The organism is Sphingobium sp. GW456-12-10-14-TSB1 (genome assembly GCF_059424385.1).
Genome location: NZ_JBWKZI010000002.1, coordinates 68,604 through 87,715, shown reverse-complemented (window position 1 = coordinate 87,715; position 19,112 = coordinate 68,604). Strand labels below are relative to the sequence as shown.

Below are 19,112 nucleotides of genomic sequence, written 5' to 3'. Positions count from 1 at the left end.
AACCCCATCCGGGGAAAGGTTGGCCAAGCCTTAATCACCCTTATGGCATGCGTCAGCGTGGCATTGTGGCCCCGCCGACGACCCGTTTTGGAAGAGGATATTCGGATGGACTTTGCAGGCAAGGTCGCACTGGTCACCGGCGCCGGGTCGGGCCTGGGCCGAGCGGCGAGCCTCGCCTTCGCGCGGGAAGGCGCGGCACTGTGCCTTGTCGGGCGCAGCCGAGCCAAGCTGGAAGAGACCGGGCGGTTGATCCGCGACGCGGGTGGCCGGTGTGTCGAGCTGGCTTGCGATCTTGGCGAGCCGCATGGCTGTAGGGAGGCTATCGAAGGGGCGATGACGGCATTCGGCCGGCTGGACGTGCTGTGCAATATCGCCGCCGATGTCATGTTTCACCGACTGGCGGACATCAAGGAGGAGGAATGGAACCGGACCGTTGCCTCCAACCTGTCCGGCCCCTTCTTTCTCATGCAGGCGGCCATGCCGCACCTGATCGAGAGCGGCGGGAATATCATCTGCGTGGCCTCCACCGCCGGTTTCATGGGGCAGGCCTATCTGGCGCCGTATACCGCCTCCAAATTCGGACTGGTCGGTTTGACGTTGTCGCTCGCGATGGAGATGATGGACAGTCCCGTGCGGATCAACATCCTCTCGCCTGGCCCGATGCGGACGGAAATGACACAGGGCATGTCCTTCCCCGATTTCGCCGATCCCCGTCTCCTCGCGCGCTACACCGGAATGCGGCCGCCCTGTCCGCCCGAGGATGTGGCCGAGCCGCTTCTGTTCCTGGCTTCCGATCGGGCGCGTCATGTGCATGGCGCCTGCTGGGCGGTCGACGGCGGCATTACCGCAGGTTAGGCAGCGGCTCTATCTGCCGATGGGATAGAAGACCGACTTCTGATTTTGGTATTCGTGCAGCCAGTCGGGACCATATTCCCGGCCCACGCCCGAGCGTTTGTAGCCGCCGATGGGCGCATAGGTCATACGCCCAGTGCCACCATTGAGCATGACGCTGCCCGCACGGATCTTCATCGCCATTTCATAGCCTTTGGCAGCGTCAGCGGTTTCGATGCCACCATTCAGGCCATAACGGCTGTCGTTGGCGATGCGGATCGCCTCTTCGTCGGTATCGAAGCCGATGACGCAACCGACCGGACCGAACACTTCTTCCTGGGCGATCGTCATCTTGTTGTCGACATCGTCGAAGATCGTGATGTCGGTGAAGAAGCCCTTGTCGAGACCGACCGGACGCCCGCCGCCATGCACGATCCGCGCGCCTTCGTCGCGACCGATGGCGATCAGCCTTTCGACCTTTTCCCGCTGGGATTCGCGGATCAGCGGCCCCATCGCCACGGTGTGATCGGCAGGATCACCGATTTTGAACTGGCTGGCGATGGCGCAGGCGGTTTCGACGAACGCTTTCCTGATGCTGTTATGGACGACGAGGCGCGTGAGCAGGGCGCAACCCTGGCCCGCATTGACCGACAGCACTGCAACCGCCATGCCCGCGGCGCGGGCGACGTCGGCATCCTGGCGGACGATCAGCGCGGACTTTCCACCGAGCTCCAGATGCACGCGCTTCAATGTGGGAGCGGCCTGGGCCATGATTGCGGCACCTACGCCTTCGGACCCGGTGAAGGTGACGAGGTCGACGCGCGGATCGCAGGTCAGGGTCGTGCCAACCTCCGGTCCGCCGGTAACGATGTTCAGCACGCCTTTGGGCAGGCCGATCTCTTCGGCGATCTCCCCGAACAGCAGCGCGGAAAAAGGTGTAAAGGGCGACGGCTTCAGCACCATCGTGTTGCCGGCCAGCAGCGCGGGAACGATCTTCGCCAGATTGATGAGAAAGGGGAAATTATAGCCGGTGATGGCCGCGACGACGCCCACCGGTTCGCGCACCACGGTCGTCCCGCCTATTTTCTTTGGCCCGTCGGGATTGAAGGGATCGGGGGTGATGTCGATGGGCAGGCGAACGCTGTCGTCGCGTGTTGAATGTTCGACCGCGGCCAGCAGATGGTCGAGCGGATTGGCGACCTGCATGCCCTGGGTGATGCCCTGTGAACAGCCGACCTCCGCGACGATCAGCGCCGCGATCTGCTGCCTGCGCGCATCCAGTGCGGCATGCATCCGGCGCAGACAGGTCGCGCGTTCGGACATGGCCATGCGTGGCCAGATGCCTGTGTCGAACGCGTCGCGCGCGGCTGCGATCGCAGCGTCCACGGCGGCGGCGTTACCCACCGGCGCGTGGCCGATCACCGCTTCGGTGGCGGGATTGATGATGGCGTCGCGTTCGCTCCCGCCATCGACCCAGGCGCCATCGATATAGAGCTTGTCGAACGTCGTGAACGGCACGGTCATTGCATGGTTTCCTGTCTGGGCCGCAGGATCATGTCCGCGGCGTTGAGCGCGATGGCCATGGCCGGCGCATTGGTGTTGCCCGATACGATCGTCGGCATGATGGAGGTATCGACGACGCGCAGGCCGGTGACGCCGCGCACGCGAAGCTGGGGGTCGACGACGGAGGTTTCATCCGCGCCCATGCGGCATGTCCCGCAAATGTGAAAGGATGTGCCGCCAAGGGCCATCGCGTTGGCAAGAATGTCCTCGTCCGCCTCCATGCCCACGGTCTTGCCTGTTTCCTCGACGATCCAGTCCTTGAGCGCGGGCTGTTGCGCCAGGCGACGGAGCCAGCGAAACAGGGCGACGAAATGGCTCCTGTCGGCTTCGGTCGCCAGATGATTGGCGTCGATGACCGGCGGGACGTCCGGATCGGCCGAACTTATCCTGACATGGCCCGGGCTGTCGGGCCGCATATAATAGGCAATGACGGTCATGCCGGGATAGGGATCGAGCGCCACCGCGCCCTTGTCGTCCGTGTGGAAGGAATAGAGGCCCATGCCGACCTGCGCGTCGGGCCGGTCGAGCGTGGCATCGGTCTTGACGAAGCCGCCCACTTCATGCGCGGCATGGGTCAGCGGCCCTTTCGATCCGAAGGCATAGCGCAAAGCCGACAGGATAAGGCGGACACCCGAAAGTTTCTGGTTCAGGCTGTTCCCCCGGACCCTGTAGTTGAAACCCAAATAGCGATGTTCGCGAAGGTTGGCGCCGACACCCGGCGCATCAACGACGATCGGGATGCCAAGCGATTCCAGCAGGGCGCGAGGACCGATGCCCGACAATTGCAGCAGCTTGGGGCTCTGCACCGCGCCTGCGGAAAGAATGATCTCCCGCCGGGCGGCGGCCTCCCGCACGCCATCCTTGTTGCGCAGCAGGATAGCGCCCGCTCGCTGTCCGTCGAACAGGATACGCAGGGCGTCAGTCTGCGGCAAAACATCCAGATTCGGGCGGCCTCGCACGGGCTTCAGAAAGGCGCGGGAGGCGGAGAAGCGCTTGCCCCGATAGGTGGATGTCGGCTGATAGCCCATGCCGCCCTGGGTCACGGCCGGCATGTCGTTCACATCGTCCACCCGTTGCGTCCCGGCCTGCTCGGCGGCGGTCAGGAAGGCTTCGCACAGCGGGTCGCCGGAAGGGTGGACGCTGACCTTGAGGGGACCGCCGGCACCGCGCCCCGCCTTGGCCCCCAGGGCATGGTCCTCCAGCGAGACGAAATGTCGGCCCATATTCTGCCAGCCCCAGCCTATGCAGCCTGCCGCTTCCCAGCCATCATAATCGGCCGGAGCGCCCCGCACATAGACCATGCCGTTGACCGAACTGGACCCGCCAACCGCGCGGCCCTTCAGCCATATTTCCTGGGGTGCGTTGCCGCCGGGCGATACGGCGTAATCCCACACATGGGGATTGCCCGGCGCCAGCAGTTTGCCGATACCGCGCGGCATGGCGATCAACGGACTGCTGTCGTCCGGTCCCGCCTCCACCAGCAGTACCTTGACGGTCGGGTCTGCCGACAGTCGATTGGCCAGCACGCAGCCGGACGAACCCGCTCCCACGATGATGTAATCATAACAATCAGCTGACATGGTCGCTCTTTTCTGGGACATGGCGCGAGGGAACAGCAATGGTCGCCTTGCTTGACCTGTCGGCGGGCAGGAGGCGCTGTTTAAGAGGGAGGTCAGCCGAATGCGAGAGGCAGGCCGGGGGCGTCCCAATCGATACATATGACCTTGCCGGAACTGCCCAGCGTGACGAAGGCCACCCGACCGTCCTTGCCGCCAAAGCAGATATTGGTCGTGAGGAAATCGCCCGTTTCGATCTGCTGAGGCGTTCCGCCCTCGGGAGGAAAGATCAATATGGCGCCTTGGCCGGGCGAAGCGCAGCAGATGCGCCCGGCGCTGTCGACGGCCAGGCTGTCGAGAAATTGACCAGGCCCGGCCCGACCGACGATGCTGTGCCCGTCCGGGGTGGGCGACGCCGCCGTGTCGATCATACCGGGCGCTGACAGTCGATAGCGCAGCAGATGCGCTTCATAGGTGAGCGCGACGTAGAGGGTGCGTCCATCTGGCGATAGGCCGACGCCATTCGCCCCGTCCAATGGTCCGGCGGCCAGTCGGATGTCCGACCCGTCGGCCTTGGCATAATAAAGGCCACCCCGCATTCGCGCCGCGCCGCGATCCCTGCCGAAATCGGTGAACCAAAATCCGCCCGTTTCGTCAAAGACGAGGTCGTTCGGTCCCCAGAAGGGGGTCGCTTCGGTGGATGCGTACAAGGTTTCGAAAGTGCCGGTGGCGGGATCGACGACCTGAATAGCGCCGGGCGGCGTATCAAGAGGCGCCTCGACCGGCAGGAGGCCGCCATCGGGCAGGATCATCTTTTTGAAACCGCCATTGTTGCAAACATAGATTCGCCCGTCGGGACCGATCGCCGCGCCATTGGGGCCGCCGCCCAGATCGGCCAGGGTGGTGCGCGCACCGTCCGGGCCAAGACGGGACAGGCGGCCGCCAAGGACCTCAACCAGTATCAGGCCGCCATCGGGCTGCGCGATTGGCCCCTCTGGCATCAGCAGTCCGCTTGCAAAGCAGGTCATCTCGTCCTCTCCCATCATGGCCGACGGCATCTGCGCACCGCGGCCCACCCTCGTGTGAATATTGGGATGATCGGACATCGGACCCACCTTTCGACAGGTATTTGAAGGCGCGAATTGGCGTCATATCTGCTGCACACCCGATCCATAGGGGAAATGCCGAGGGAGATAGCGACTTGGCTCGCGGCGGCGATCCTACGGAGGCGGAAGGCCGGCAACAGACCGGCTCTCAAACAGAACGGTCATCCTTTGACCATCAGGGAGAAGAAGAATGAGGGGAATATCGGGTTTCATTTTGCCATTGGGCCTGTTGCTGACGACATCAGAAGCGGCATTGGCGCAGTCGTCCAACGCCGCCCCGCAAGAGGGCGCCACCAGCGACATCGTGGTAACCGCGCGCCGCACCGCCGAGAATATTCAGGAGACGCCGGTTTCGGTCGTGGCCTTTGGGGCGGATTCGCTGCGGCAGGCCAATATCCGCGATACGCAGGATTTGCTGGTCAAGACGCCGGGCGTGTTCCTGGCGGGTTCGGGCGGGCGCGAAAACACCAATTTCTCGATCCGGGGCCAGTCCAAGGCGCTGGCCGGCAACAGCGCGCCCGGCGTCATCAGCTATTTCGCGGAAGTGCCGTCCCCTACGGTCGGGTCCAGCATTCCGACCTATGATCTTTCGTCCGTTCAAGTGCTCAAGGGGCCGCAAGGGACGTTGTTCGGCCGCAACACGACCGGCGGCGCGATCCTCTATTATCCGACGGCGCCGGACTATAAGCTGGGAGGATATGCCAAGGCGTCCTACGGCAATTACGACGCCCGGTTGCTCGAAGCCGCAGTCAATATACCGCTGACGTCCGACACGCTGGCCATCCGCATCGCCGGTCAGATCCAAAAGCGCGACGGCTGGACGAAGAATATCGGCATCGGCGGCGACCCGGACGATCTTAATTCCCGCGCGATCCGCGGGTCGATCCTGTTCGAGCCGAGCGCCACGTTCCGCAACACGCTCATTGTCGATTATTATCACAATGACGCGGTCGGTGGCGCATCGGTGCTGACGGATGTGCTGCCCGGTCCCAACGGGCTGACGGCGACGGGCACGGCCAATGCGGCGCTGGCTCAATTGGCGTTGCAGCGCGCGCGGGGACCGCGCGTGATCAATTCGGACGTCGATGCGTTCGAAAAGGTCGAGCGTTTCGGCATCACCAACCGGACGGAGTTCGATCTGTCCGATGACATCACCTTCATCAATATCTTCGGTTATCGGCGGACGAAGATCGATTATTATTCCAGCGTCGATGGACTGCCCACCTTGATCGCTGATGGAAGCGGCGCGATCCCTGCCGGGCTTCCGGTGACGATCGTGGGTGGGCGCCAGACATCCGACGTCCGGCAGATCAGCGACGAAGTGCAATTGAAGGGATCGGCCCTCGGCAATCGTCTCGACTGGCTGGTCGGGGCATTCTACCTGGACAGCAAGCCGCTTGGGCCGTCGGGCACCTATATTCCGGTCTTCACTCTACCCGGTATTACTGATGCTCGCTTCAACTACAGTTTTTACAGTGAAAAGAGCCGGGCGCTGTTCGGCAATGTCAATTATGAAATCGCCGACGGCCTGCACGTCAATCTGGGCGTACGTCACACCTGGGATAAGATCGAGGCCTGCGTCGGCGGCGGCCTGAGCAATCAGCCTGTCGTGTCACCGGAGGAATGCGCGGGCGCGGCGACAACGATCCGCAACTCGAGCGTCAACAAGACCTCGTCAAAGGCGCTGACCTGGCAACTGGGCGTCGACTGGAAGGCGTCGGACGCGATATTCCTCTATGCGGTCTCGCGCCGGGGCTATCGCGCTGGTGGCATTAACAGCCCGACGCTGGCCGGGCGGCTGGCGCAATTCCAGTCCTTCGCCCCGGAAAAGGTGACGGACGTGGAGGTCGGTATCCGCTCCGACTTCACCATGGGTGACGTCGAATTGCAGTTCAACGCGTCGCCCTTTGTCGGCTGGTATAATAATGTGCAGGTGCCGATTTCGGGTCTCAACACACAGGCAAGTTGCAGTACGACCGCTCCCGGTGGCACGAACCCGCCAAGATCGCCCGACGGCGATTGCGACGCCAGTAACGATCCGAGCGGCGGGACGCTGCTGGTCAATGCCGGCAAGACGCGTGTCGCGGGCATTGACCTGTCGACCCGCATCCAACCGACTTCTACATTGTCATTCGACGCGGGGGCGACCTTCCTCGACTTGAAGTCGCGGTCGCTGACAGTGCCCGCCGCCCTGCAATCCTATCTTGCGGCGCTTGAGGTGCCGTTCAATCTGGTCGCGAAGACGACGGTGACTGCCGGGCTCCGCTGGACGCTCCCTGTGCCACTCTCGCTCGCAGAAACGGTAGCCAGCCTGGACTATTACCATTCGAGCAAAGTCCGCTCCTCTGATCAGGTTCTGCCCGCCTATGACCTGGTCAACGGACGGCTGGACCTGAACGGCGTTGGCGGCAGCAATGCCGACATCAGCTTTTTCGTGCGCAATCTGTTCGACAAGAAGTATCTGGCGTCTAGCAATGTCGGATCGGCGGCGCTCGGGATATTCAGTGGATTCTACGGCGCGCCGAGAACCTATGGCGTGGAGGTTCGCTATCGGTTTGGCGATTGAGGGCAGGGACTAAAAGCGGTGCGTCAGCCCGATCTTTCCGCAACGGCCGCCCGGTCCATAAAAGGCGGATGACGCACCGGCCATAATGGGCAGAAAAAGACGATAGAGAGGACCGTCGATGGCGCAGACCGAAGCCGATCAGGATCAGGCCGAAAGCCGCGAACAGCTCAGCCGATGGCTCGAGAATGTCCTGGGTTGTTCTGAAGTCGTGCTCGAAAAACAGCGGCGCTGGCGCCCGGTCTGGCGCGCCAGCGCGCAGCAAAATGGTGTGAAGCGCGACTTTCTGCTCAAGGGCGACCGCACCTGGCCGACCCATCCCTATCCGCTTGTGTATGAAATGCGCATGCAGCGCGCACTGCATGAAAATGGCATTCCCATTCCCGCCATATTGGGCATGTGCGACCAACCCAACACCATCGTGATGGAGTGGATAGAAGGCGGCCGGGATCCCGGCCTGGTCCAGGAGGCGATCGAAAGCGCGTCGGTGATGACCGAGGATCGGTGGGCCGCATCGCTGCGCTATATGGAGATATTGGCTGACATCCACAGCCTGCCCAGTCAGGCTTTCATCGAAGGCGGAGCCCATTTGCCGCAGGGTGCGCGCGAGATCGCCCTGCATAATTTTGAACGCTTTCATGCCATGACGGTCGAGCAGGGCATCACCGATCCGCTGCTGGAATTTTGCGCGCGATGGCTGCGCCAAAACTATCCCCGACATCGGGAATCCATCTCCTTCGTCACGGGCGATTGCGGCCAGTTCCTTTCGGACGGTGCCCAGGTTACCGGCATATTGGATGTGGAAATCGGTCATCTAGGCGATCCCATGCGCGATCTCGCGTGCTTCCGGGGGCGCCACCCGATTGAGAATATGGGCGACGTCGCCGCTCTGTTTCGTCACTATGAAACGGCGATTGGCGTACCGCTCTATTTTGACGCGATCGCCTATCACACCGTGTCCTTCCTCGCCGAAGCCATTTACGGCCCCCTGTTCGGGATGCACGAAAAGGGGCGCGGCGGCGATTGGGTCGAGGCGGCGGTACAGGTGTCGATGATCGGACGGCGGTGCATGGAGGCGTTGGCCGAGATATTGGGCGTGACGCTCGACGACATTGCGCTTCCGCCGCCCGCCGCCGTCGACCAGAATGATCTGGCACTTGATAAATTGCAGGCGGAGATCGAACGTCTGCCGGAAAGCGGATCGCTACAGGGCTGGCAACGTAATATCCTTGCCTCGATCCCTCACTATCTGCGGAACCAGCTGCGCTATCGCGATTGGCTGCGGGAAGAGGATGGCAAGGACATCGAGGCGCTGCTGGGTACGGGCTATGCGGATGCCGCCGCGGGTGAGGCCGCATTGATGCGCTTCATCGAAAAGAGCACGCCTGCCGACTATGCCGCCCTGACGCGTTTCTTTCATCGGCGGATGCTGCGACAATGCCTAGTGATCGCAGGTCCCGATGCGCCTGCCGATCATCTTGTTCTGGTGCCCATGGAACCCTTGTCCCGGGGGGAAGTGCGTGGGCCTCTGGGTTAGGATACCTATCCGACGGTATGTGTCTTCTGCGTATGAAACGATAAAATTCAGAGGGTGGAATAACCGGTGACGGCCAAACAGGAAGTCACTTAACATACTGCCTGATATCGCACTGATCCTAGTTTTCAAGATCAGCTTTGCGGCCTTGGATCGGTGATGTAATATAATTATATAATATTTCTTTCTTGTTGCCTTAATATAAATGCATAAAAATAATAATAAATACCGTAATTGAATCCCGTTATTTAATAATATTAATAGTGGAGGGGATGAAATGGTTAAAATGTTCCGCGCAATTCTGATGGCCGGCACGGTTATGGGTGTGGGTGGTGCAGGCGTGAGCCACGCGGCAGAAGTGGTCGAGCAAAGTGCGAGCGGTGATGACAATAGCGGTGTGCGCGACATCATCGTGACGGCTCGCCGCACGTCGGAAAATCTTCAGACAGTTCCCGTTGCCGTCACGGCGCTCGATCCGACTGCGCTGCTTGAACGGCAGATTGTTGAAGTGGCGGATGTGGGCCGGGCGGCGCCGGGTTTGTCGGTGCAATCCGGTGGCACCGGCAACGCATCGCTCATATATCTCGCCATCCGTGGCAACGCGCAGAATAGCCCTAACTCATTTTCCGATCCGGCGGTCGGCATCTATGTCGATGGCGTCTATTATGGGCGGCCAATCGCCGGGAATCTCGGGCTTCTTGACCTGGCTTCGGTCGAAGTCTTGCGCGGAACCCAGGGAACCTTGTTCGGACGCAACACGACGGGTGGCGCCCTCAACATGACAACTGTGCAGCCGGACGGAAATTTTGGCGGCTACGTCACCGGACGTATCGGTAACTATGAAAGCTGGTCCATTGAATCCGCGCTGACCTTGCCGATTTCGGGCGATGAATTGTCCTTGCGCCTGGCTGGCCGCTATGGCGAGAGGGGCAAGGGTTTTGGGAACAACCCGATAAGAGGGGTCGATGCGGCCCGTATCGATCACGACATCGCGGGCCGTGCCACGCTGAACTGGGAACCGGCTGCGATCCCGATGACCGTCTCTCTGTCGGCCGACTATGCCAATATCAGGGATACGTACAATAATGTCGCTCTGCGCGGTATCAACCCGACCGGACCGGCGCTGGCGCTATATTCCCGCCAGTTCGACATTGCCAGCTTCCTCCAGACCAAGAGTCAATTCTACAGAACATATAATGATCCAAACACGGGCAACGCCAACATCGATACGCCATATAATTATAACAAGACGTGGGGTGTCCGTGCGACCATCGAATATGATCTGGGCGACGTTAAGATCAAATCGATAACGGCCTATCGCGCGGCCGATACCGGGGATGGTACTGATCTTGACGGTACGCCTGCCAAGATCGCATCTTATGCGAGCGACTATTCGCAAAAGCAGCGTAGCCAGGAACTGCAATTTTCCGGTAACCTGGGGAAACTGGAATTCATTCTCGGCGCTTTCTATTTTAAGGAAACGGGCGATGAGCAGTCCCAGTCGCTCGTGTTCCAGGATACCGACTTCGGTTTCAACCTGGCCCCGGCCAATACCAACCTTGCCACATACAAGTCGGAATCGAAGGCCTTGTTTGCCCAAGTCAACTACAGCCTGACCGAACGGCTGCGCGTGACCGGCGGTTTCCGCTATACCTGGGACAAGCGTTCGATTAATCGCATGGGCTATATTGGAGGGATCCCGGGCTTTTCCGGTTCGTTCGTCTCCAACGGCCGGCTGATCACGCTGCCCCCTACGGGGCTATGCGCCGTGGGTGCCAATGCAAATCTGGTCGCCCCCGGTCCGGATTGCACGGATCCGGTGACGGCCAAATTTGATTATCCCGCCTGGCTCGCCAGCATCGACTACGAGCTGGGAGACGGTAAGCTCATCTATGTAAAGACCGGGGGCGCCGCACTGGCGGGCGGTCTCAATTCGCGTCCGACCCCGCCCGATGCGAGTTCCTTTGCTCCGGAAAAGGTGAAGGATGCCGAGATCGGCTTCAAGGGCGACTTTTTCGATCGGCATCTGCGGACTAATTTCGCTGGATTCTACATTTGGCGCAACGGCGCCCAGAATGTCGTCAATGCCTTGGTCGGCGGTAATCTGACCCAGTTCGTTCAGAACGCAGGCGATGTGAAAGCCTATGGTCTGGAATTTGAAGGCACGCTCATTCCGTGGCAGGGCATGGAATTAAGCGGCGCCCTGTCCTGGCTTAAGGCGAAATATGCTGCGGGATCATTCACTGCGGCGGGCCTGGGCGGTACGGTGGATCGTAGCGGGGAGGTCGTTCCGCGCGCGCCGCGCTGGACCTGGAACATCGGCGCGACGCAGCGCTTCCCGGTCAAAGGGGGCGAAATTGCGCTGCATGCCGACTATGCCTACACTTCCGCCGTTTACCAGGACTATGCCACTGCGGATTTGACGACACCGGCGCTCAATGATGGCGTGAACGATGCGGCGGAGCGTGCGGCGGCTATCAGCTTCATCAATACGCAGAACAGCTTCAGTCGGCTCAAGGCCTATGGGGTGCTGAACGGAAGCCTGAATTTCAAGCTCGACGGCGGAATGGAGTTCACCCTTTGGGGCCGCAACCTGACGCAGGCAAAATATTATAACGCCATATTCAACGGTTATGGCACCTTCGGCACCGCGATCGGCTTTACCGCAGCGCCGCGCACATGGGGCGCAACGGTTTCCTATCGCTTCTGACATAGGGGCATGGGTGATGTGGCGTCGTCCACTTCACCCATGGATCTGATCGGCCTGCGTGGCGCGACTGTGCCAAGCGGCGGCCCGCAGATCGACATGGCGGGCGCGCGGACTGCGATCATCGTAAATCCCCCTTTGCCTGTGTTTCGCGCAATATCCGGGGAACCGACGGGGAGCCATATGGGAAGGAATATGTCTCCGGCGCGACATCTGTCGTCCCGGCGATGGTCGTGGCGCAGGCATAGGGTGCGGTGTTGGCATAACCTTCATTACAGTCGATAAAGATGAAATAGGATGAGTGATGCGCAATCCGTCAATGGTGGATGCAGGTCCGCAACCGATGGCGGAAAACGCATCGCTTTCCGCCGGCAGGCGATCACTGTTATCGTGGACAATTGTGGCGCTGTTTCTGCTCAATTGCCTCAATTATATTGATCGACTGCTCTTCTCGGTCGCCCAGGAAATGATCAAGGTCGACCTCCATCTCAGCGATTTTCAGCTGGGCCTGATTGGCGGACCCGCCTTCGCCATACTCTACACGGTCTTCAGTTTCCCGATCGCGCGCGCGGCTGACCGCGGTCGCCGGGTCGGGATCATCGCCATGTCGCTGACATTCTGGAGTGCAATGACGGCCTTTTGCGGAATTGCGGCCAATTTCGTCCAGATGCTCGTCGGGCGCGCCGCCGTCAGCATTGGCGAAGCGGGATGCACGCCGACCTCGCATTCTCTGATCTCTGACGCATTCCCCGCGCAACGGCGAACGACCGCCATCGCCATCTTCGCGGTCGCTGGCCCCTTCGGCGCCATCGTCGCAGCGGTGGGCGGGGGCGCTCTGATCGCCGCTTATGGGTGGCGCACGGCTTTCCTCATCTGCGGGATGGCAGGCATCGTCATGGCTCTACTGTTCCGCGCCACCGTACCGGAACCGCCGCGGAGCGAGCCCCGACCGCACCATAGCGCGTCATTCATCGACACCGGCCGCCAGCTGCTGGCCCGGCGCAGCTTCGCCCTGGTGGCCGTCGCGGGGGGCGTCGCCGGGATCGGCAGCTATGCCAATCAACAATATATGGTATCCTTTCTGATGCGCGGACATGGTCTGTCCCTGGCCAATGCTTCGGCATTGATGGGGTTGGTGATCGGTGGCGTCGGCATCGTCTTCACGCTGCTGGGCGGTCCGATGATGGACCTGGGCGCGCGTCGCTACCCGCGAATCAAGGCCTGGCTGCCCTCCTTCGGCTTGCTCTGGTGTGGGGCGCTATATGCCTTCGCTTTTCAGATTCCGACAGTCGGCCTTGCGGTGGCGTTGATGGTGCTCGGATCCATGGGGCAGCATTTCTACATGCCTGCCATGTATGCGCACGGGCAGGATGTGGCGCCCCCGCATATGCGCGCCATGGCCTCCGCCGTGATTATCGCCACAAGTTCCCTATTAGGCTATGGATTGGGTCCGCCGCTGATCGGCCTTGCCAGCGACATATTTGGGGAAAGCGCGCGGGTGTCGGCAGGCATCAGCCTTGCCGAGTGCGCCAAGCAGGCAGTCGCGGCCTGCGAGGCGGCAAGCGCGCAGGGGCTGCGCCTGTCGCTCAGCCTGGGATCCTGCTTCTTCATACTGGCCGCCGGTCTGTTTGCATGGGCGAGCCGATGGGTAGTCGCGGACGTGCACGATCATGATCGGCACTGACTTGCCATTCGCGATCGACAGGGAAATAATGGTCCTGCGCTTCAGGATCGAGCCAAGATTTGATCGATGGCGAGGAGGTTGAGGATGCGACATGAAGCCGATCTTGGTCTGCCGCTTTGTGCCCCGCACACTGCGTCGCATTTCCATGTGGAACGGCGGTTCCATGCGAATGGCATTTTCGCCGATATCCGTCACTTCGGATGGACCCAGAGCAGCCGATCGGTTTTTCAACCCGATTCTTACTATCTGGATTTTTCCATCGGGCCGCGCTGCCCCACTGCTCGTTTCTTCAACAGCGAACGCGAACTGGCAGACCCGCCAGGCGATGTAGTCTTCCTGCCCAAGGGTGGCGCATTTGCGACCCTCAGCGAACCGGGCGAACACAGCCTGCTGTGTCTGACATTTGAAAACGACCGGGCGATGCAACTGTTCGAGGATGACAGCGTCGCCGATCTGGCTGCATGTCAGGATGTTAAGATCGGTCGGGTGCGTCAGGGGCTTGCCCGTTTGGTGGAGGAATTGCGCAACCCGGGCTTTGGGCAGGATATATTGCTCGAAAGTATGGCGCTGATGCTCGTCGTCGAACTGTGCCGGCATTTTGGCCAAGCCCCATATGATGATCGTAGCGCACATGGACAGATGCCCGGCTGGCGTTTGCGTCGCATCAAGGATAAGATAGAGGCCGATCTGGCCGAGATGCTTTCGGTAGCCGATCTGGCCGCCGAAATTCGTACCAGCCCGCGCCACTTGATTCGGACTTTCCGGGCCACCACCGGCATAACCCTGACCGATTATATCGCCAGCCGCCGGATCGCGCGTGCGCAAGACCTGCTTGTCCGCGACGAGGCGATGATCAAGGTAATCGCCGGCAAATGCGGCTTCCAGAGCGCCGCCGCTTTCTCGGCAGCCTTCCGCAAGGCGACCGGCATGACGCCACGCGAATATCGCGAAGACCGTGGCGCATCGCGTTGAGCCCGCCTCTCAACTAATACTCCATCCTCAACCCATCTGTTGCATCATGTCCCCTTGGCGATGTTTGGGCGCTCCGGCGGTAGGCATCGGCATTGCGGGGAGCGCCCCGCCGTCGCCACAATCCGTCCCCGACAGAAAGGCGGATTTTCTCCATGACCAGCTATCTCGATCGACTGATCGCCGATCCCACCAGTTTCCATGACGCGCCCTATGCGCAGGCTTTCACGCTCAGCCGCGAGGAGATCGACAGGCTGCATTTGGAAGGCGCGCGCAAGCGCTTTGCCGAATTGCGGCCGGGCCTGTCGGTGCTGGACAAGCTGGCGCGGGAGCAGGGCATCGAGACCATCGAGACGATCGACGATCTGGCGCCGCTTCTGTTTCCGCACACCGTCTACAAATCCTATCCGATCAGCTATCTGGAGCGCAGCCGCTTCGACAAGCTCACCAAATGGCTCGCTGGCCTGACGACCAGCGACATTTCTCATGTCGATGCCAGCGGTATCGAGACGATCGACGACTGGATCGACCTGCTCGACGCGGAAACAGACCTGACCATCCAGCATACGTCGGGCACCACAGGTAAGCTGAGCTTCGTCCCCCGCAGCAAGAAGCAGTGGCGCGAGACGATCGTCCATTCCGGGGTCATCATCCGCGACTGGTGGCCGGACCGGGGTCGGGACATTGTGAAGGACGGGATGCCGATCATCATTCCGGGCTATCGTTATGGCGCGGCCGCGATGCAGCGCGGCAACGGCATCCAGGTCGATCTCTATGCCAAGGGCGAGGAAAACACCTTGTTCCTCTATCCCAATGCCCGGTTCAGCGCCGACATCGCGTCACTGGGCGGCCGTCTTCGCGCGGCAGAGGCGCGGGGTGAGGCGGGCATGATCGACATTCCGCCGGTCCTGCTGGAACGGCGGGAGGCGCTGCTGGAGCTGGAGCGGCGTCGGCCCGACGATCTCAAGCATTTCTTCAGCGAGGCGCAGCGACGCTTCGGTGGGCGCGACGTCTATGTGACGGCGATGTGGGCGATCCTCTACGACTGGGCGGAGGAGGGGCTGAAGCGCGGCCTCAAGAACGTCTTCGGCAAGGGCAGCGTGCTCCTGACCGGCGGTGGCAAGAAGGGCAAGGAACTGCCCGACGACTGGCGCGAGCGCGTGCTCGAGTTTCTGGGTTTCGATACCATCTATGAAATGTACGCCACATCCGAACAGATGGGTCTGTCGATGATGTGCGAGCATGGCCATTATCACATCCCGCCGATCCAGATCCCGTTCCTCCTCGACCCGGCGACGGGCAAGCCCTTGCCCCGCAAGGACGGCCTGACCGGCCGCTTCGCCTCGTTCGACCTGATGCCCAACACCTATTGGGCCGGGCTGGTGACGGGGGATGAGATTACGCTGGCGGGCTGGGAAAAGCCCTGCGCCTGCGGCCGCACCGGGCCGCACGTCATTCCGCCGGTACGCCGCTACAGCGAGAAGGAAGGCGGCGACGACCGCATCGTCTGCGCCGGCGCTCCCGAAGCGCACGACCGCGCTATCGAATTTCTTGCCGAACTGTCGATGTGAGTAGAGCCATGACTGATCCATTCCGCGTGCCCCTGATCATCCGAGGCCAGATTATCGATGATGCCGACATCGATTATGGCGGCCGCCGGGGCGGTGTCAGCTTTTCGGCGCCGGACATCGCCAGGCATGTCGCGCACCTGCCCTTGCGCACGCCTTCGGCCATGGCCGATCTCTATGCACTGAGCTTTGAGGAGATACTCGATTTCCTCGTTGCTTTGGGACAGCGGCTCGATTTCGGTCAGAACCGGCATTTGCAGGAGGCGTTTCGCCTGTCCTGCCTGACCTCCGGTCTGTCGGAGAGCATATTGCGCGTCCATTTCCAACATATCGGCGCGGCTTTCGATCGGACCGAAATGCGGCGGATGATGGAACGCTCCTGCGGCGTCGAATATCTGGAAGGCTGGGTGGATCAGGGGGCTGGCAGATTTTCCGGCCTCACCGCCCGCACGCGCGCCTTCGGTGCGCGGACCGTGCATGTCATCGCCGGCAATGCACCGATCGTGTCGATCCTGACGGTGATCCGCAATGCGCTGACCCGGTCCGATGCGATCATCAAGCTGCCATCCAACGATCCGCTGACGGCCTCTGCGCTCGTGCGCACCATGGTCGAGATGGACCCCGACCATCCGCTGTCGAAACATGTCTCCGTCGCCTATTGGAAAGGCGGCGACGATCAGGTGGAGTCGGCGATCTACGATCCGCGCGGCGTCGAGAAGATCGTTGCCTGGGGCGGGTTCGATTCGGTCAAGCATATCACGCGCTATCTGCAACCAGGCATCGACCTCATCACCCAGGATCCCAAGCTGTCGGGAACGATCATTGGTCGCGAAGCCTTCGCCGATGAGGAGACGCTGGGGCAAGTGGCGCGCCGTCTGGCGCTCGACATCGGCGCGCAAAATCAGGAAGGCTGCGTGTCCGCGCGCGTCATCTATGTCGAATGCGGCACGGACGAGGCCGGGCTGGAGCGTGCCAATCGGCTGGGGCAAATGACCTTCGACGCGCTCCAGCGCCTGCCCGATCATCTGAGCACGCCGCACAAGGCGTTTGACGGTGCGCTCAAGGCCGAGATCGACGGCATCCGCCTCAACGACGAGGATTATCGCATCTTCGGCGGCCGCGCCAACGAAGGCGCGGTGATCGTGAGCCAGGAAGAATATCCGGTCGATTTTTCCCGCACGCTCGCATGCCGGGTGGGCAATATCGTGCCGATCGACAGCCGGGAAACGGCCGTCAGCGCGGTCAACGCCTATACCCAGACGATCGGCATCTTTCCCGAAAGTCTCAAGGACGAGCTGCGCGACCGCCTCGCCTTTCAGGGCGCGCAGCGGATCGTATCGCTGGGCGGGGCTGCGACTATGCAGCATAATATGGAAAGGCAGGACGCGATCGAGCCGGTCCGCCGCATGGTGAAGTGGGTCACGGAAGAGCAGGCATCGGGCGAGATGCTGGCTGCGCTGGCAGGCTGAGAGGAGCGACGGACATGGTGAAAGCTGATCTGGTGATCCGGGGCGGCACGATCGTCGACGGGCAGGGCGGCGATCCGTTCGAGGCGGACATCGCCATCGTTGATGGACGTATCGCGAGGATCGGCGTTGACGTCGGGCGGGGGCGAGAGGAGATCGACGCCCGCGGCCTCCTCGTCACGCCCGGCTTCGTCGATGTTCATACCCATTATGACGGACAGGTCACATGGACGGACAGTCTGGTGCCGTCCACCGACCATGGCGTCACCACCGTCGTTATCGGCAATTGCGGTGTCGGCTTCGCGCCGTGCCGGCCGGAGGACCGCGAGGCGCTGGTCAACGTCATGGAGGGGGTGGAGGACATTCCCGAAGCGGTGATGGCCAAGGGTCTGCCCTGTTGGGGTGGACGGCTCCCAACGGCATCGCAATGTGCCAGAGTGAGTGCGTTGCAAGACTCAATCAAGGGAGCCGCCCGTGGAGCAAATTACCCGCATAGGCATGGATACGTCAAAGAACGTTTTTCAACTGCATGGCGTCGATGCAGCGGAGAAGCCAGTGCTGCGCAAGAAGTTGACGCGCCGAGAGATGATTCGGTTTTTCGAAAAGCTGCCACCCACCCTCGTCGCTATCGAGGCATGCGGCAGTTCACATCATTGGGCTCGTCTTCTCGGATCGCTCGGGCATGATGTAAGGTTGATCGCGCCGCAATTAGCGAAGCCCTACGTCAAGCGCGGCAAGAACGACGCTGCGGATGCCGAAGCTCTCTGCGAAGCGGTGAGCCGCCCAACAATGCGCTTCGTTCCGGTAAAGACTGCAGAACAACAGGCCGCGCTCATGTTGGTCGGGGTGCGCGAAAGGCTTATTCAGAAGCGCACCCAGCTCGTCAACGCTATACGAGGGTATGGCGCGGAGTTCGGCATCACCGCGGCGACGGGTGCATGTCGCGTCGTACCGCTTCTCGAGTGCATCGCGGAAGATGAAACGATACCCGAATTGGCGCGCGAACTTTTTGCGCTGCAGGGAAAGGAATATGCGCAGCTCCAGTGCGAGATCGAACGGATCGACGCGAAGCTGATGGAATGGCATCGCAACGACGAATGTAGTCAGCGACTGGCCAAAATTCCCGGCGTTGGGCCTATCGGCGCGACCTTGCTCATGATGAAAACGCCCGATCCGCATCTATTCAAATCCGGTCGGGATTTTGCGGCATGGATGGGCCTGACCCCCAAAGATCACTCGACCGCCGGCAAGACAAGACACGGCGTTATCACTCGCGCTGGTGATGAGCTTCTCAGAAGCACGCTCGTGGTCGGAGCCACCGCAGTCGTTCAGCACGCCCGCAATGGGCGAGGCAGGAATCTAACACCGTGGCTTATCGGCTTGATTGCACGAAAATCGCCTAAGCTCGTTGCGGTTGCCGTTGCTAACAAAGCCGCACGTGTCGCGTGGAAACTCATGGTGAGCGGCGAGCGATACCAGTGCGTCGCGCCGCCCGCGCTAACTGCGGTAGCAGCATAAGAATTAGCCAGGGACGATGAGCAAAATATCAATGCTATCGTACTGAG

At 61.3% G+C, this 19,112-nt stretch carries 12 protein-coding genes and 1 pseudogene; 10 read left to right on the top strand and 3 right to left on the bottom strand.

The genetic code is table 11. The features are described from left to right. The first annotated feature begins 105 nt into the window (after window positions 1-105). Window positions 106-855 carry an SDR family NAD(P)-dependent oxidoreductase gene (locus AC07X9_RS17565; protein WP_017183523.1) on the top strand — a complete coding sequence of 250 codons (750 nt, stop codon included), beginning with the start codon at window positions 106-108 and terminating at the stop codon, window positions 853-855. Between the two features lie 9 nt (window positions 856-864). Here AC07X9_RS17565 and AC07X9_RS17560 read toward each other — a convergent pair whose 3' ends face one another. From AC07X9_RS17560 to AC07X9_RS17550, 3 genes are all read right to left on the bottom strand, one after another. Then, window positions 865-2,355 carry an aldehyde dehydrogenase family protein gene (locus tag AC07X9_RS17560; protein ID WP_017183524.1) on the bottom strand — a complete coding sequence of 497 codons (1,491 nt, stop codon included), beginning with the start codon at window positions 2,353-2,355 and terminating at the stop codon, window positions 865-867. Then, entirely contained in the window at window positions 2,352-3,974 is a 1,623-nt protein-coding gene (locus tag AC07X9_RS17555; protein ID WP_086486353.1) for a GMC family oxidoreductase, read from the bottom strand. Before AC07X9_RS17555 ends, AC07X9_RS17560 begins: the two co-directional genes overlap by 4 nt. 92 nt (window positions 3,975-4,066) lie before the next feature. After that, the gene (locus AC07X9_RS17550; RefSeq protein WP_017183526.1) at window positions 4,067-5,056 is read right to left on the bottom strand and encodes an SMP-30/gluconolactonase/LRE family protein; all 990 of its coding nucleotides are present in this window, start codon (window positions 5,054-5,056) and stop codon (window positions 4,067-4,069) included. A 190-nt stretch (window positions 5,057-5,246) separates the two neighbouring features. On the opposite strand from AC07X9_RS17550, the gene AC07X9_RS17545 reads away from it, so the two are divergent. The 9 genes and pseudogenes from AC07X9_RS17545 (at window position 5,247) to AC07X9_RS17505 (ending at window position 19,065) form a co-directional block, all read left to right on the top strand. After that, window positions 5,247-7,622 carry a TonB-dependent receptor gene (locus tag AC07X9_RS17545; RefSeq protein WP_037514753.1) on the top strand — a complete coding sequence of 792 codons (2,376 nt, stop codon included), beginning with the start codon at window positions 5,247-5,249 and terminating at the stop codon, window positions 7,620-7,622. A gap of 118 nt (window positions 7,623-7,740) precedes the next feature. Then, on the top strand, window positions 7,741-9,156 hold the full coding sequence (locus AC07X9_RS17540; protein ID WP_017183528.1) for a phosphotransferase: 1,416 nt from the start codon (window positions 7,741-7,743) through the stop codon (window positions 9,154-9,156). A 283-nt stretch (window positions 9,157-9,439) separates the two neighbouring features. Then, on the top strand, window positions 9,440-11,863 hold the full coding sequence (locus AC07X9_RS17535) for a TonB-dependent receptor (RefSeq protein WP_017183529.1): 2,424 nt from the start codon (window positions 9,440-9,442) through the stop codon (window positions 11,861-11,863). Window positions 11,864-12,164: 301 nt separating this feature from the next. After that, a complete protein-coding gene (locus AC07X9_RS17530; RefSeq protein ID WP_017183530.1) occupies window positions 12,165-13,544 on the top strand; it encodes a spinster family MFS transporter in 1,380 nt (459 codons plus the stop codon). A gap of 84 nt (window positions 13,545-13,628) precedes the next feature. Next, a complete protein-coding gene (locus AC07X9_RS17525) occupies window positions 13,629-14,516 on the top strand; it encodes a helix-turn-helix domain-containing protein (RefSeq protein ID WP_017183531.1) in 888 nt (295 codons plus the stop codon). Between the two features lie 152 nt (window positions 14,517-14,668). After that, complete coding sequence (locus AC07X9_RS17520) at window positions 14,669-16,084, top strand: long-chain-fatty-acid--protein ligase (protein WP_017183532.1); 1,416 nt, start codon at window positions 14,669-14,671, stop codon at window positions 16,082-16,084. Window positions 16,085-16,092: 8 nt separating this feature from the next. Beyond that, window positions 16,093-17,550, top strand: a complete 1,458-nt coding sequence (locus AC07X9_RS17515) for an acyl-CoA reductase (protein ID WP_017183533.1) — start codon at window positions 16,093-16,095, stop codon at window positions 17,548-17,550. Between the two features lie 14 nt (window positions 17,551-17,564). After that, a pseudogene (locus AC07X9_RS17510) lies at window positions 17,565-17,942 on the top strand (amidohydrolase family protein); the annotation flags it as partial. A gap of 79 nt (window positions 17,943-18,021) precedes the next feature. Beyond that, on the top strand, window positions 18,022-19,065 hold the full coding sequence (locus AC07X9_RS17505) for an IS110-like element ISShsp1 family transposase (protein WP_026150064.1): 1,044 nt from the start codon (window positions 18,022-18,024) through the stop codon (window positions 19,063-19,065). Window positions 19,066-19,112: the final 47 nt, after the last annotated feature.